This window comes from Vibrio sp. V43_P6S15P86 (assembly GCF_009904725.1).
GTDB classification, from domain to species: Bacteria; Pseudomonadota; Gammaproteobacteria; order Enterobacterales; family Vibrionaceae; genus Vibrio; species Vibrio diabolicus.
Window position 1 is genome coordinate 1 of the sequence record NZ_WXWT01000007.1, and the last position, 15,827, is coordinate 15,827.

The following is a 15,827-nucleotide window of genomic DNA, read 5'->3' on the forward strand; positions in this document are numbered from 1 at the left end:
TCTCAAACTTAAACTGAAAAAAAAACGGAGCCGATTGGCTCCGTTTCTCGCTTTATGTGTTACTACTATTTCTTTGGCACCTCTAACTGCATCTCTGGCATGGCATCGCGTTTCGCTTTAATTTTGCGCCAGACTATCCATGCAAGGATCACAATCAGCAGCATTATCACATTACCCACCGCGATAATAATCATGCTGCGCTTACGCTCAGCCTCCCGCTCAGCGATAATTTGCTTTTCCATTTCAATACGGCGCTGCTCGGCTAATTCAGCTTCTTTTGCAATTCGAGCGGCTTCTAGATCAACGTCATCAACAACACTGAAAGTTTGCTCTGGAATAGGAAACACCAGTGGACGTTGCGTCGCAAAATCAGTGGCAAAGATCTCGCCGCGCCATGCGTATTTACCAAGCTCAGCGTCGTTATTGAGGTTCAGCGTGGTTCTCATTCCATCTTTAGAAACCTGGCCTTGGCTGTAGCTAACAAAGCCATCGGGTGCATCTTGTTCCGCCGTGACTGCGATTGAGCCTGGCGCGATCATACCTTGCTCACCACTCACAACCAATTGGTGTGGTTTGTCAGGATTGCGCGCCTGAATAAAAGTACGAGAAATTGGGTTCGGATAAACCAAGATGACTTGCTCTTGCGCTCGTAAGAATACGCCATTACCAGAGGTGATTCGCGCACGGTACTTACCGGGCTCAACATCTATTGGTAGTTGGACAGTGAACACACCATCCCCTGCTTTTTCATCCAAGCCGCGGCCATCATCAGCAAACTCACCCACAACCATCGGCACTGGACGTGCTTCTTTGATCAACTCATCTTCATTTTCGACAAACTTGGTAAATGTCACGCGCAAATTCACGCGGTCAAGGAAGTCGCGCAGTACAAGAGGTTTGTCGTCGGAGGTTAGGCGAGCTGTAAACTTAAGCGCTTCCCCATTATATAATCGGTTTGGGAACACATCCGTGCTGAGCTTTAAGTGAGAAATTAAGCGGATGTTATTTTTAGGAGTGACTTTCCCCACAGCCTGCCATGGGCCTGGCATAGGGTTGTCAACGGAGATAATATCGAGTGAGGCTTCTTGGTACCAACGTACATTGTCGTAGGCGTCCCAAGCATAGTACTTTTTACCGTCAGGGCGGACTAAAACAACTGGCTGAGAACTTTGCTCACGATAAACTAAAAAAGTGATCTGCTCGATGGTTGGATCCACTCGAAAGCGATTGTCTAACAAAGACATAGCAGATTCACTCGATGCACTCGAGAGACTACTCCATATCGCTAAAAACGCGACCAACAAAGCCCTCAGCATAGCTTCTCCTATTGATGCCAAATACAGTCGTTCACCAACTCTAATCTTTTTTGGTGAGCTTCTAGTTCATCGGCACTTGCGCGCAAAACCTTTAGCGCTTTTCTTCCTTCAATACGACGAATGGTTTCTACCCCACCCTCTTGTTTATTCGCGTTAAATTCTAGACTCGTTTGACCACCCGTCATAAAGAGGTAAACGTCGGCTAGAATCTCAGCATCGAGCAAAGCTCCGTGGAGTGTACGGTGCGAGTTATCAATACCGTAGCGTTCACATAAGATATCAAGGTTGTTTCGCTTGCCAGGGAAGATTTTCTTCGCCATAGCAAGGGTGTCGGTCACTTTGCAGTAGTCGTCCGTTTTGCCGATGTTAGGATCGAGCATGCCAAACTCGTAATCCATAAAGCCGGTATCGAAGGGCGCGTTATGGGCAACAAGTTCTGCACCTTTAATAAACTCAAGAAACTCTTGGTGCACGCTCGCGTATTCCGGCTTATCAACCAAGAATTCATCCGTAATACCGTGAACTTCAACCGCTTCTGGTTGGATTTCACGATCGGGTTTTAAATAAACGTGGAAGTGACGACCAGTCAGCTTACGGTTGATGATCTCCACGGCACCGATTTCAATAATGCGGTGTCCCATGTAGTGAGGACCACCCTCGCGGTTCATACCTGTGGTTTCGGTATCGAGAACGACAATGCGGTTATATTCAGAATTGCTGCTGGTATTCATAAGGTTATGTATGTCAGACTATGCTTTATTAAATGTTTCGGCTAATAGTACCAAAAAATATGACCAAACACGTTGAGATTTTCACTGACGGTTCTTGTTTAGGTAACCCAGGACCAGGTGGTTACGGCATTGTATTGCGTTACAAAGACGTAGAAAAGACGCTTTCCAAAGGCTACACGCTAACCACCAACAACCGCATGGAAATGTTGGCGGCTGTCGTCGCGCTGCAGACGTTAAAACAACCTTGTAAAGTCACTTTAACGACTGACAGTCAATATGTGCGCCAAGGTATTACTCAGTGGATCCATAACTGGAAGAAGCGTGGCTGGAAAACAGCGGATAAAAAACCCGTGAAGAATGCCGATCTATGGCAAGCTCTAGACAAAGAAACTGCACGCCATCAAGTTGAATGGCACTGGGTAAAAGGCCACGCTGGTCATCGTGAGAATGAAATTTGTGATGAGCTAGCCCGTACCGCCGCAGAAAACCCAACCGAGGAAGATACCGGTTACCAACCCTCTTAACGAGATTCTTTCCTCATAGTATTGCCCTCTCGATTCATCACCCCTAGTGGTGTGAGCTTTTTCTTCAAACGCCAATGCGGTTTGATAGGCTTGAGAGGGTATGTTCGTTTCCGTGCCACAATATAATACAAACTCCCTGCAGGTGACGCCCAATCACCGAGACTGTTTTCCAACCATGTCCACATCGTGCGGTAGTGCTTCATCGGAAACAGCGCGTAACGATCGCAATGAATCACTTGATAATTAAGTAATCCTAACCAGTCGTTGATGCGGTTCGACGTAAACATTCGTCCACTCCAAGGCAAATTATGTTTACGCCAAGGAAGCAAACTCGCTAATCCAGTCAAACTTAGTGGGTTAAATCCAGTGATTATCAAATAACCATCATCCATCATCACTCTATCGACTTCCCGTAGCAAACGGTGTGGATCGCTTGCATAGTCGAGCTGATGAGCGAGAATCACAACATCAAAGCTTTTTTCCAAAAAGGGCAATTCGTAACCATCTGCAATCACATTATGCAACGGGTTCTGGATATCTACGTTGACTTGGTGTTGAATGTTACAATTACAGCTGGTTAGCTCACAGCTCAACCCGCCCAGTTTGAGCATATGGTAACCGAAGAGTTTCGGACACCATTCATCAAGTCGGGTCTGGATTGACTCAAGCACCCACGGACCGTTGTTCATTGCTGACCAAGTCGACGGGTGTGGTATAGTTTTGTTGCTGAGTGCTGGTTTCATTAACCACCTGACTAAAATGGGTGACGGAGAACGAATCGTGTTAGAGATCAAAAGCATACCCGCATTTAATGATAATTACATCTGGCTGATACAAAATAGCGATAAGCGTTGCGCAGTCGTTGATCCGGGCGATGCAAAGCCAGTGTTAGAGTACTTGCAGGCTAACGAATTAACTTTAGAAGCGATTTTAATTACGCACCACCACAACGATCACATTGGTGGCGTTCCAGACTTAGTGCGTGCCTTTCCTGAAGTCGCCGTTGTGGGCCCGAAATCTGAGCCAATTCCAACCCTAACCACCCCCATGGAAGAAGGCGACAAACTGGAGTTATTTGGCGAAATCTTTTTGGTGCTAGGTTTACCAGGCCATACCTTAGGTCATATCGGTTACGTTGGAGACGGAAAACTGTTTTGCGGTGACGTGTTGTTTTCCGCAGGCTGCGGTCGTATTTTTGAAGGTACGCCAGAGCAAATGTTTGAGTCACTAAACAAGCTAACGTCTCTACCAGAAGAAACTCAAGTCTTCTGCGCGCATGAATACACCGCGAGTAACGTGGCGTTTGCTTTAGCGGTTGAGCCCGATAATGAGCAGCTCCGTCAATATCGCGATGATGTAAACCGACTGCGAGCCCTCAACATTCCGACACTTCCAACAACAATACGCAAAGAAAAGTGGATTAATCCGTTCTTGCGAACCACCAACCCTGACGTGGTTCAATCTGTTGCTAGTCGCATTAAAAATAGCGATCCATGCTCGGTTTTTACTGCTTTGCGTGAGTGGAAGAACGAATTTTAACCATTTTCTGCTTGTAAGTTTGCAAGACCCCAGTATTATCAGGGGCTGATTTTTCGAGAAGCGCCACTGGCGCTTCTCTTACGTTTGGGGTTGATATAAATCTATTTGAATTTCTCCCCATTGCATAATTTAGAAGCTCTTTGCCTCTATTAATTAGTTAGTGTTTAAAAGATGTCTATTATCTTGCGACTGCCACGCACATTGTGTTGCGCGACAGGCAGGTGAAGATAAAAAGGCCCTAAATAGGCTGAATCCATGCGTTTGAAGTATACCTGGGCGTTGGCGTTGTTATTATCTGGCTGTCAATTGACTCAGTCAGACTCAACGTCTTCTACACCAGAAACCAATAAATCTGAGCAGACTGCAAAACAAAATGCAGCGAAGGCTCAACCGGGCAACACATCGTCTTTAGCAAAAAAATCCGCTAACGACGCGCCTAAAGTTCTTTCCCCTCAGGAACAAGAAGATGTATGGCAACGTATCGCCATGCAACTTGAAATGGATATTCCAAACCATAAGAAAGTGGACTACTACCGTACGTGGTATCTAAAGCACCCGAATCACCTTTACACGGTGTCTAAGCGTGCGACTCCTTTTCTATACATGATCACAAAACGTATCGAAGAGCGTGGACTTCCAATGGAGCTTGCTTTGCTTCCGGTGGTGGAAAGCTCATTCGATGCCTTTGCCTACTCACATGGTAGTGCAGCTGGATTGTGGCAATTTGTCCCTGGCACCGGAAAGATGATGGGACTAGAGCAAAACTACTGGTATGACGGTCGCCGAGATGTGGCAGCAGCAACGGATGCTGCACTGGACTACCTTGTACAACTAAACGAGCGTTTTGATGGTAGCTGGGAGCATGCAATTGCTGCTTACAACAGTGGTGGTGGCCGTGTTTCTAGCGCAATTCGTAAGAATAAAAAGCTCGGTAAACCTACCGATTTCTTCTCATTGGACTTACCAAAAGAGACCAGCAGTTACGTACCTAAGCTGCTAGCTTTGGCTGATGTCATCGCAAACCAAGACAAGTACGGACTTAATATTCCTGCGATTCCAAACAAGCCTGTTCTAACGCTTGTCGATCCGAAAGAACAGCTTGATCTAGCCATTGCTGCAGATTATGCCGGCATTGGTGTGAAAGAGTTACAAAGTTACAACCCTGCATACAACCAATGGTCAACTGCGCCTGAAGGTCCGCACCAACTTCTGATTCCGGTAGAGAAAAAAGAGACTTTTCTCACTAAGGTGGAGAAAAACCGTGGTAAAGGGATGAAGGTCGCTCGCTACAAGGTGAAGTCTGGTGACTCTTTAAGTGTGCTAGCTAATAAATACGGCACAACCACAAAAGTGATTCGACGTGCAAACGGCCTGTCGAATAACAATATTCGTATTGGCCAATACCTACTGATTCCGACGTCAACAAAAGACGATGCGAAATACGCACTAACGGCACAAAATCGATTAAGCAAGACTCAATCACGTGCTCGTGGACAACTCAAGCTCACTCATGTCGTTCAGTCTGGAGAAAGTTTGTGGTCAATCGCACGTGAAAATAAAGTGTCGTATAAATCGTTAGCAAAATGGAATGGCATGGGCCCTAAAGATCCATTGCGCGTTGGTCAAAAGCTCGTGATTTGGAAGGACTCAGACAAAGGTGCTGTGATTCGTACCGTTTTCTACAACGTTCGCTCTGGTGACACCATTAGCGGCATTGCAAGCAAGTTCAAAGTAAAAACGAACGACATCGTGAAATGGAACTCGCTACACAAGAAAAAATACTTACAACCAGGTCAAAAACTTAAGTTGTACGTTGACGTAACGAAGGTAAGTGTATGAACCCATCAAGCAACCCACTTGTGATGCTGTTGGACATTTTTCGTTCTCCAACATCTTGCTTTCTAGCGCTTTACCAACGCGGCGGATGGGGATGGCAACCGTTCATCTTCTTGATGCTTAGTCCGTTTTTATTCTGGGGCGCTTACTTTTCGAATGTCGATTTCACGTGGCTCAGTGACCAACTTGCCGCGCAGTTTCAGCAAATCGACCCAAAGCAGATTGAGCTATTAGAGCCAAACACGCTAATGGCAAGTGCGATCATCAATGATGTATTCAACCGCTTTGCCACCTTACTGTTGCTTGCGCTTTGGTTCTTTCTTGCAACGAAGGCAAGCAAGCAACAATATGGTTACTGGAAGTGGTTTGCCGCGTCGTGTGCAATCTTATTCCCAGCAGTACTAGGTGATATAGCAAGCTACGCGAGCCTATTGCTCAAGCATGGCCAGGTGATGACTTACGCAGCAGATTTAAACAGCCTCAATGGTCTATTAAAACTGCCGCTTACCAGTGAGTGGTCTCAGTTCGCTAGCTCATTGCCTTTGCTTCTACCTTGGTACATTGTACTCGGCTACGGTGTTGTGCTTACTTGGACTGAGTTTGAACGCGGGCAAGCCTTGGTGATTGCAAGCCTGCCATGGGTATTCTTCTACGTTATTTGGGCGCTTTATATTGTGGTGACCTAAGCTAGTCATCTAACGTAAATGACAGTAACAATGGGTTATGATCGGAAGCGTCGCTCTGCGGCGCTTTCGCGTATTTGAGGGTCAGCCCTCGGTAAAATACGTGATCCAACGGTAATCCCGTTATAAATTGGACTCGATGATCAGGCGAGAACGTCACTTCTTGCAAGTCCGCGGCTTTTAAGGCCTGTCGCATCGCATTAACGCGAGATTCACTCCAACTATTGAAGTCTCCAGCGAATAGGATCGGCCCTGTATGATGCTTTAAAAGCATTTCAAGAGCCGTTAACTGAGAGACATACTCTTGCGTGCCAACCGTGAAGTTAATTGCATGTACATTCACCACAGCGAGTCTCTCGCCATTGCTTAATTGATATTGGCTGTATAGTGCAGACTTGGGTAAACGCAGCCAAGGCTCTTTAGACGTATAAGCACAGGCTTTTTCTGGTTGCCCTTGAGCGATACTAATCACACCCGCACCGCTGCCCAGCGCCTTAAAGGCACTCACTTGGTTGCTGACCCAGTTGCCATCCACCAACCATTGCTTAAAAGATGGTGTCATGCTGGCTTCTTGCAATAACAGCAGCTGCTTATCAGCAGAGAATTCATTGAGTGCACTTTGCCAATTCGTTCGGTTCTGTTTGTAGATATTCCAGACAAGTACATTGATTTCACCGCCCTGATCCAGAGCTTTTGAGCCGCTAAACTCGATACACCTAATATCCTGCGTCAACTCTGAGCCTGTTTGAGTAATGATTTGCGGCTGATCTGGTACGGTGAAAATAACCTGGAAGCCGACCAATACCGCCATAATAAGAAAAGCTAACGCCAGAAAAAAACGCTTAAACATACGACAAACCTGAATATACGCACCCTAAAACTGGAACAACCAACCTCGGGTCACTTGATTTCACTGAAAGTAAAAAACAAAAAAGGAGCCACTTGGCTCCCTTTTAGCATAATAAATACGAGACAGGTAACAAGAAACCTTAGATCGCGTCTTCGTCTTCTTCACCAGTACGAATACGAACCACACGCTCAACATCAGTCACAAAGATTTTACCATCACCAATTTTGCCAGTTTGCGCGGTTTCAATGATCGTCTCTACGCATTTATCAGTCACATCTTCCGTTACAACGATTTCGAGCTTCACTTTAGGCAGAAAGTCCACCATATACTCTGCACCACGGTAAAGCTCGGTGTGACCTTTTTGGCGACCAAAGCCTTTCACTTCAGAGACGGTCATCCCTGTAATGCCAACTTCAGCTAGCGCTTCTCGAACATCATCCAATTTAAATGGCTTGATAATCGCTTCAATTTTTTTCATGTTCATCCCTTAAGCTTCAATCGATTGCGCTTATTATCGTTTAGCGTTTCGCAACATTCAATGTTTGTCTCTGATCCACCAGCGAAAATCCAGATTGAGCAAATTAACATAGCGAATATCGTGAGTTGATAAAACCCCAGTGAGGACTGCTCAATGCCCAATCGTCCAAGCTTTTTCAGACTCGCGTTTACTTCAAACTTGCGTAGTAAGCCGCTAGATTTGCGATATCTTCATCAGACAACAGTGAAGCTTGAGCTTGCATAACAGCAGCAAGACCACCTGTTCGCTCTTTGTTTTTATAGGCTTTAATTGAACTGATAATGTATTGCTCGTTTTGCCCTTTCAGGTTTGGGTAACCCGGAATGACAGCAATGCCGTCGGCGCCATGACACGCAGCGCATACTCCTGCCTTTGCTTGACCTGCTGTGGCATCTCCCGCAGCTAGAGCCTGCCCACTGAGCATGGTTAGCGCCACCATTGCGCCCATGATTGTTTTCTTCATTGCTTCACCTAATCAATTATTATTTAAGGATTTTTATATTTTATAATCGACATTGTGGCATGAATTTTCATTACCTGCGCCAAATAAGTTCACAATCTTGACCATTAAACGCCTGATCAACGAACAGATCTGCCACAGCAACGACTCGGTCTTGGTACATCAAAATCGGAATTTGACGACGCAGCCAGCTTGGCACATTGTATTCTTGGAACAACTTCTTCAGCTTTCGACTGTGATTACGCGTGGTTGGATGCGCTGATAAGCCTTCCGGATTGAAGGTCACGCGAAGCAATTCTGGCTGACTCGGAAGCGCAATCGTTGCGTTGCTAGAACTCGTCGTTAAGGTCAGCTCCCCTAACCGCTCTGGAAGCGATAAAACGGTATCGACTTGAATCGTACTTTGCCACTCAGTGACGTCAGCGATTTCCGTTACCCAATAGAGACGATTTCGAAAACGGCGCACTTCACCTTGTTTAAGTTGTAGTTTGGGGTTGGCATCTTGCTGAGCTAATGCGACTTCATTCCAGATAAGATTGAGTTGTACCTGAGTCGGCATACTAGTATTAAGCTTAGCCAGCCACATACGAATCAAGCGCGCACGCGCTAATTCACTGTGCTTAGCTAGTTCTTCAATACTTAAACTTAGATCCGTTTGTAAAGCGCGTTCAAACACCACGCTCAATAGTTCATCCAATAACGCTTCTTGTTGAGCACATAAGCTTGCACTGCGCTGAACCGCTTGATGGATACTCGGCCAGCGACCAGACAATTCAGGAATAACACAATGACGAAGAAAGTTACGATCATAACGAGTATCTTGGTTGCTTTCGTCTTCCACCCACTCCAAGCCTAACTTAGTAGCCGCGTCTTCGATGGTCTTCCGCTTGATAGTAAGCAATGGTCGAACTAGGGATCCGCCAGAAAACGGCATACTCTCCGCCATCGAAGATAACCCTTTTGGCCCGCTGCCTCGCTTAAGAGCAAGGAGAAAAGTCTCTAGTTGATCATCAGCATGTTGGCCGGTCAACAGTATATCGCCTTCTTGAATGTACTTAGTTAAGGCTTGATAGCGAGCTTCACGAGCAAGAAGTTCAATACTTTCACCATTGCTGATGTCTAAGCTCACTCGCTCAATCGAGCATGATATGCCCACTTGTTTTGCCCAAAGTAAGCATTTATCGGCCCAATCATCGGCATTCGAGCTCAAACCATGGTGCACATACACAGCGTGACACTCTATCGAATGCGCTTGTTGATAGCGACTGAGTAATTCGAGTAAAAGACGTGAATCCACTCCTCCGCTAAACGCCAAGACAACCTTAGTGCCTGATTGATAGTAGCGGCCGAGAACTTGAGCAAAATGCGGGTAAAGCGATTCCATAAGCGATCCGATAGGTACAAAAAAGGGCTGGACTCTCATCCAACCCTTTCTATTTTAACTGTTATCACTTGAGATATCAGCTAACGCTTAATAGCAATCACCGAAATTAACAGTAACCGTAGCTCATTAGGCGCTGGTAACGACGTTCACGTAGCGTCTCTTCATCCAATTGCTCTAGATCTTCTAGTTGACGAAGTAGTGTCGCTTTCATATTCGCTGCCATTTGAACATGATCGCGATGAGCGCCGCCTAGTGGCTCTTCAATGATTTCGTCGATCAGTTCAAGCTCTTTAAGACGAGGAGCAGTTAGACCCATCGCTTCTGCCGCTTGCGGCGCTTTGTCAGAATCACGCCATAAGATTGAAGCACAACCCTCAGGAGAAATTACTGAGTACGTAGAGTACTGAAGCATGTTCACGTAGTCGCCTACACCGATTGCTAGTGCACCACCAGAACCGCCTTCACCGACAACGTTACAGATTACTGGCACTTTAAGGCCAGACATCACTTTTAGGTTTTTCGCGATAGCTTCAGATTGACCACGTTCTTCTGCGCCCACACCTGGGTAAGCGCCAGCCGTGTCGATAAATGTGATGATCGGCATGTTGAAACGCTCTGCCATTTCCATCAAGCGTAGAGCCTTACGGTAACCTTCTGGTTTCGGCATACCGAAGTTACGTTTCACTTTTTCTTTGGTTTCACGACCTTTTTGGTGACCAATGATCATCACAGGGCGGCCTTCAAGGCGAGCCATGCCACCCACAATCGCTTTGTCGTCTGCAAACGCGCGGTCACCCGCTAATTCATCAAACTCCTCAAAAGCGTGTTGGATGTAATCCAGCGTGTAAGGACGTAGTGGGTGACGAGCCAGTTGAGCTGTTTCCCATGCGCCTAGGTCGCTGAAGGTTTTTTTCTTCAGCTCTAAGCTTTTCTTCTCAAGCTGTTCGATTTCTTTATCCAGGTCAATTGCAGAATCACCACCGTGACGAGAGACATCACGTAGTGCTTCAATTTTCGCTTCTAGTTCTGCAATTGGCTTTTCAAATTCAAGAAAGTTTAGGCTCATCTATGAATCCTTGTTTACTCAGCGTCTAACATATTGCGCTGAATTTTTAGTTAAATTCGAGTTCTACCTGGCTTTTGCCAAGTAACTGTTTTAAATCGTCGAGTAATGTATCACTTGGCGTTACTCGCCACTCGGTGCCCAATGTTAACCGCGCTCTGGCGTCGGCACGCTGGTAGTATACATTGACGGGTACGGTTCCGGCTTTGTGCGGTTCTAAAATACGGCTGAACTGCTCAAAAAACTGATCGTTGATCTGAGTTGCATCTATCGATACCGACAAACCACGAGCGTATTTCTCGCGCGCACTGCCGAGATCCATAACTTCACGCGCCGACATTTTAAGGCCACCGTTGAAGTCATCAAAGCTGACCTGTCCAGAAACGACCAAAATTCTGTCTTTTTCGAGAAGTTCAGCGTATCGATCCAGTGCATCTGAGAACAACATCACTTCCATACGACCACTTCGGTCATCCAGTGTCATAATACCAATTCGTGTACCACGCTTGGTCGTCATTACACGAGCGGCAATAACCAGGCCGGCCACCGTGACAGATTGGTCGCGACGCGTAGGTGTTGCGTCTTTTAGTCGACAACTGGTGTATTTGTTTAGTTCCTTTACGTAGGCGTTAATTGGGTGCCCTGTCAAATATAGACCTAAGGTATCACGCTCGCCCTCTAACCACACTTTTTCTGGCCAAGGCGGAACCTGCGTATACTTATGCTCTACTTCTTCAGGTGCATCCGTTAGCACACCAAACATATCCGTTTGACCAAACGCCTCAGCTTGGTGATGTTGACTTGCTGCTTTTACCGCATCATTGAGTGACGCCATCATCGCCGCGCGGTGTGGGCCTAGTCGATCCAACGCGCCCGCGTAAATCAGCTTCTCTATCACTCGTTTATTGACGCGTTTTAGATCAACTCGAGCACAGAAATCAAATAGGTCTTTAAAGTGACCACCTTTATTTCTCGCCTCAAGAATCGCATCGATAGGACCTTCACCTACCCCTTTTATCGCACCAATACCGTAAACAATTGCGCCATTTTCATCAACATTAAAGCGATATAGGCCAGAGTTGATGTCTGGTGGCAGCACGGTGAGCTTCATACGGAAACACTCATCGACCAAGCCAACGACTTTTTCCGTGTTATCCATATCGGCTGTCATTACCGCAGCCATAAATTCGGCAGGATAATGTGTTTTCAACCAAAGAGTTTGATAAGAAACCAATGCATAAGCAGCAGAGTGCGATTTGTTAAAACCATAACCGGCGAACTTTTCTACCAAGTCGAAGATTTTCATCGCCAACTCGCCATCGATACCGTTCTTTATCGCACCTTCTTCAAAGATAGCACGTTGTTTTGCCATCTCTTCTGGCTTTTTCTTACCCATTGCACGACGAAGCATGTCCGCACCACCTAGCGTGTAACCTGCTAAGATCTGCGCAATCTGCATTACCTGCTCTTGGTACAGGATGATGCCGTAGGTTGGATCAAGCGTCTCTTTTAGCGACTCGTGTTGCCACTTTTCATCTGGATAAGAGATCGCTTCTCGACCATGTTTACGGTCGATAAAGTTGTCTACCATGCCCGATTGCAAAGGACCCGGACGGAAGAGTGCTACCAATGCGATAATGTCTTCGAAACAGTCTGGCTGAAGTCGTTTGATCAGCTCTTTCATGCCTCGAGATTCAAGCTGGAATACTGCTGTCGTTTCAGAGTTTTGCAACAAACGGAAAGAGGCAGGGTCTTCTAACGGTATGGATTCAATTTGAACCGGTTCTTTCCCTTCTCGCTCTAGGCGTGGGTTAATCAGTCCTAACGCCCAGTCAATAATGGTTAAGGTACGTAAACCCAAGAAGTCAAACTTAACTAGGCCAGCGGTCTCAACATCGTTTTTATCAAATTGAGTAACCGGGAAGTGACCTTCAGCGTCTGCATAAATTGGCGCAAAATCGGTAATTGTTGTAGGTGAAATTACAACACCACCAGCGTGTTTACCGGCGTTTCGCGTACAGCCTTCCAAAATATGACACATGTCGATGAGTTCTTTAACTTCCTCATCAGCCTCATACAATTCAGGTAGTGCAGGTTCAGCTTTAAACGCCTTATCTAGCGTCATGCCTGGATCGGGCGGAATCAGCTTTGAAATACGATCAACAAAACCAAATGGATGGCCCAATACGCGGCCAACGTCACGGATTACCGCTTTTGCCGCCATGGTACCAAACGTGATGATCTGAGACACCGCGTCACGACCGTACATTTCCGCAACGTGGTCAATAACCTGGTCACGTTTATCCATACAGAAATCGACGTCGAAATCGGGCATCGAGACACGTTCTGGGTTCAAGAAACGTTCGAACAGCAAGTCGTATTCTAGTGGATCCAGATCGGTGATTTTTAGTGCGTAAGCCACCAAAGAACCAGCACCGGAACCACGTCCAGGACCGACAGGAATTCCATTATCTTTTGACCACTGGATGAACTCCATTACGATCAAGAAGTAACCAGGAAATCCCATTTGGTTGATAACATCTAGCTCTATCTGAAGACGTTCATCATATTCAGGGCGGCGACGTTTTCTCTCTTCCTCATCTGGAAATAGGAACTCTAAACGCTCTTCCAACCCCTCTCGGGATTTCATGACTAGGAACTCAGTCTCTTTCATCCCTTCGGTTGGGAAGGCTGGTAGGAAGTACTCCCCTAAGCGCACAGTCACGTTACAACGCTTCGCTATCTCGACACTGTTTTCTAACGCTTCAGGAATATCAGCAAACAGCTCGCACATTTCTTCTTCTGTACGAAGATATTGCTGCGGACTGTAGTTTTTTGGCCTGCGCGGATCTTCTAATGTGTAACCATCGTGAATCGCTACGCGTATTTCATGAGCATCAAATAGGTCTGGACTCAGGAATACAACTTCATTGGTCGCCACTACTGGCAAGTCTTGCTGCTCTGCCAATTCAACCGCAAAGTGAAGATAAGTTTCTTCATCTGGACGACCGGTACGAAGTAGCTCAAGATAAAAGCGATCTGGAAAATGCTGTTTATAGAAATCAACACACCCTTGCACTATTTGACGGTTGCCTTTCAAAAGGCCGCGACCAATTTCCCCGCTTTTACCGCCGGATAATACAATCAGGCCTTCAGACATTTCAGCCAACCAGGCTTTATCAATCACTGGGTGGTGTTGAACATGTCCACGTAAGTACGCTTTTGATATCAATAACGTCAGGTTCTTATAACCTACATTATCCGCCGCAAGCAAAGTCACTTGTGTCAGCTCTTCACCAAACTCGTCCGACTGCATTTTAAAGTCAGCACCAATGATCGGTTTAACACCACTGCCATGCGCCGTACCGTAAAACTTCACCAAACCACATAGGTTGGTAAAGTCGGTCAACGCCATTGCGGGCATACCGAGCTCAGCAACTTTCTTTACGATTGGCGGAACTTTGTTGAGGCCATCCACCATCGAGAAGTCACTATGAACACGCAGGTGGATGAATTTGGGATCTGACATTAACAGGTACCGTGTAACTCTATTTTGTTGGGGATTCTAACCTAAAGAGGTTGGGTTTATAACACCAATTAGATCGTTTGATTATTCTATGCCTAACGCTTTTTTTACTGGCTTGAAACTCTTGCGGTGTTCACTGATCACTCCGTGTTGCTCAATCGCTTCAAAGTGCACTTTAGTTGGGTAACCTTTGTGCTTCGCGAAGCCAAATTGTGGATAAAGTTTATCCAACTCTTCCATCTCTTGGTCACGCACGACTTTGGCAATAATGGAAGCCGCACTGATTTCGGCAACACGTAGATCGCCTTTTACTACAGCTTGAGCATCCATTGGCAGCTCCGGACAACGGTTACCATCAATCAACACCAAATCAGGTTGAACCTGTAACCCCGCCACTGCACGCTGCATCGCAACCATAGTCGCCTGTAAAATATTCAGTTGATCAATTTCTTCAGGAGAACAACGCCCGACCGCCCACGCCAATGCTTTTTCTTTGATTTCAGGAATCAATGCCATGCGTTTCTTTTCGGTCAATTTTTTCGAATCGTTCAACCCTTCAATAGGATTGTTAGGATCAAGGATAACCGCAGCGGTGACGACGTCTCCCACCAAAGGGCCACGTCCGACCTCGTCGACTCCGGCCACAAGCTGATAACCTTGCGGATATTCAAACGGAGGGAGTTCAACTTTGGTTTTGGTCGCTTTTGGTTTAACAGCCATGATAAATCTCTATTTTTCAATCAGTTTTAGAACCGCGTTTGCGGCTTGTTGATCCGCATCTTTACGAATCCAATGATGCATTTCCGTAAACTTATCTAACATCGGTTTATTGTCGCTTTCCAATAAGCGAGAAACCTCAGTAAACAAATTGTCTGGTGTGCACTCATCTTGTAGATATTCTTTGACGAGCTCATCATCCGCCAAGATATTCGGCAATGACACATACTTCGTTTTCAATAGACGTTTAGCTAAGAAAGCAGTAAATGCATTCACACGATAGCCCACCACCATTGGACGCTTGAGAAGCATACACTCCAACGCTACGGTACCGGAGGCCAGCATCACGGCATCAGATGCGGTGATGACGTTGCGTGCGGTGTCATCAACTAACTTGAAGTCCAACTCTGGCGCTAGCTCTTTCCAGGCTTGTTCAAACTGCTCACGGCGTTTTTGATTAACAAGCGCGACAACAAACCCCAGTTCTGGAAATTTTTTATGGAGTAACTTGCAGGTTTCAATAAATGGCTCTGAGAGCATTTTTAACTCGCTACCACGACTGCCTGGCAGGACAGCAAGCCACTTTTTATCTTGTTCTAAACCAAGCAACTCACGTGCAGGCGCTTGTTCTGATTCTAGTGGGATGGCATCAGCCAAGGTATGACCAATGAACTCGCAAGG

The 15,827-nt window shown here is 46.2% G+C and carries 15 protein-coding genes; 4 read left to right on the top strand and 11 right to left on the bottom strand.

Annotation, left to right across the window (positions count from 1 at the left end; translation table 11 throughout):
- Positions 1-65 precede the first annotated feature (65 nt).
- The gene (locus CAG69_RS00390; protein WP_161442143.1) at positions 66-1,316 is read right to left on the bottom strand and encodes a TIGR03503 family protein; all 1,251 of its coding nucleotides are present in this window, start codon (positions 1,314-1,316) and stop codon (positions 66-68) included.
- A gap of 8 nt (positions 1,317-1,324) precedes the next feature.
- Complete coding sequence (gene dnaQ, locus CAG69_RS00395; protein WP_005380385.1) at positions 1,325-2,047, bottom strand: DNA polymerase III subunit epsilon; 723 nt, start codon at positions 2,045-2,047, stop codon at positions 1,325-1,327.
- Positions 2,048-2,106: 59 nt separating this feature from the next.
- On the opposite strand from dnaQ, the gene rnhA reads away from it, so the two are divergent.
- Complete coding sequence (gene rnhA / locus CAG69_RS00400) at positions 2,107-2,571, top strand: ribonuclease HI (RefSeq protein WP_012841509.1); 465 nt, start codon at positions 2,107-2,109, stop codon at positions 2,569-2,571.
- Here rnhA and CAG69_RS00405 read toward each other — a convergent pair.
- Positions 2,568-3,314 (bottom strand): class I SAM-dependent methyltransferase, encoded by a 747-nt coding sequence (locus CAG69_RS00405; protein ID WP_161442145.1) that lies wholly within the window; start codon positions 3,312-3,314, stop codon positions 2,568-2,570. The genes rnhA and CAG69_RS00405 overlap by 4 nt on opposite strands.
- 37 nt (positions 3,315-3,351) lie before the next feature.
- Between CAG69_RS00405 and gloB the strand changes: the two genes are divergently transcribed.
- The 3 genes from gloB (at position 3,352) to CAG69_RS00420 (ending at position 6,632) form a co-directional block, all read left to right on the top strand.
- The gene (gene gloB, locus CAG69_RS00410; RefSeq protein WP_006741673.1) at positions 3,352-4,110 is read left to right on the top strand and encodes a hydroxyacylglutathione hydrolase; all 759 of its coding nucleotides are present in this window, start codon (positions 3,352-3,354) and stop codon (positions 4,108-4,110) included.
- A 255-nt stretch (positions 4,111-4,365) separates the two neighbouring features.
- Positions 4,366-5,949 carry a lytic transglycosylase gene (locus CAG69_RS00415; protein WP_047008871.1) on the top strand — a complete coding sequence of 528 codons (1,584 nt, stop codon included), beginning with the start codon at positions 4,366-4,368 and terminating at the stop codon, positions 5,947-5,949.
- Entirely contained in the window at positions 5,946-6,632 is a 687-nt protein-coding gene (locus CAG69_RS00420) for a YIP1 family protein (RefSeq protein WP_053809793.1), read from the top strand. The genes CAG69_RS00415 and CAG69_RS00420 overlap by 4 nt, the downstream gene beginning before the upstream one ends.
- Before the next feature lies 1 nt (position 6,633).
- On the opposite strand, the gene CAG69_RS00425 is transcribed toward CAG69_RS00420, so the two are convergent.
- From CAG69_RS00425 to lpxB, 8 genes are all read right to left on the bottom strand, one after another.
- Positions 6,634-7,479 carry an endonuclease/exonuclease/phosphatase family protein gene (locus CAG69_RS00425; protein WP_053809794.1) on the bottom strand — a complete coding sequence of 282 codons (846 nt, stop codon included), beginning with the start codon at positions 7,477-7,479 and terminating at the stop codon, positions 6,634-6,636.
- A gap of 139 nt (positions 7,480-7,618) precedes the next feature.
- A complete protein-coding gene (gene glnB / locus CAG69_RS00430) occupies positions 7,619-7,957 on the bottom strand; it encodes a nitrogen regulatory protein P-II (protein WP_161442147.1) in 339 nt (112 codons plus the stop codon).
- Positions 7,958-8,144: 187 nt separating this feature from the next.
- Positions 8,145-8,459: a c-type cytochrome gene (locus CAG69_RS00435; protein ID WP_012841507.1), complete on the bottom strand. Its 315-nt coding sequence runs from the start codon at positions 8,457-8,459 to the stop codon at positions 8,145-8,147.
- A 70-nt stretch (positions 8,460-8,529) separates the two neighbouring features.
- Positions 8,530-9,840: a tRNA lysidine(34) synthetase TilS gene (tilS, locus tag CAG69_RS00440; protein WP_161442149.1), complete on the bottom strand. Its 1,311-nt coding sequence runs from the start codon at positions 9,838-9,840 to the stop codon at positions 8,530-8,532.
- A 106-nt stretch (positions 9,841-9,946) separates the two neighbouring features.
- A complete protein-coding gene (gene accA, locus CAG69_RS00445; RefSeq protein WP_005380365.1) occupies positions 9,947-10,906 on the bottom strand; it encodes an acetyl-CoA carboxylase carboxyl transferase subunit alpha in 960 nt (319 codons plus the stop codon).
- A gap of 46 nt (positions 10,907-10,952) precedes the next feature.
- Complete coding sequence (gene dnaE, locus CAG69_RS00450; RefSeq protein ID WP_006741668.1) at positions 10,953-14,432, bottom strand: DNA polymerase III subunit alpha; 3,480 nt, start codon at positions 14,430-14,432, stop codon at positions 10,953-10,955.
- Positions 14,433-14,513: 81 nt separating this feature from the next.
- On the bottom strand, positions 14,514-15,149 hold the full coding sequence (gene rnhB / locus CAG69_RS00455) for a ribonuclease HII (RefSeq protein WP_161442151.1): 636 nt from the start codon (positions 15,147-15,149) through the stop codon (positions 14,514-14,516).
- 9 nt (positions 15,150-15,158) lie between these two features.
- On the bottom strand, positions 15,159-15,827 hold a 669-nt coding region (gene lpxB / locus CAG69_RS00460), incomplete at its 5' end, for a lipid-A-disaccharide synthase (RefSeq protein ID WP_161442153.1).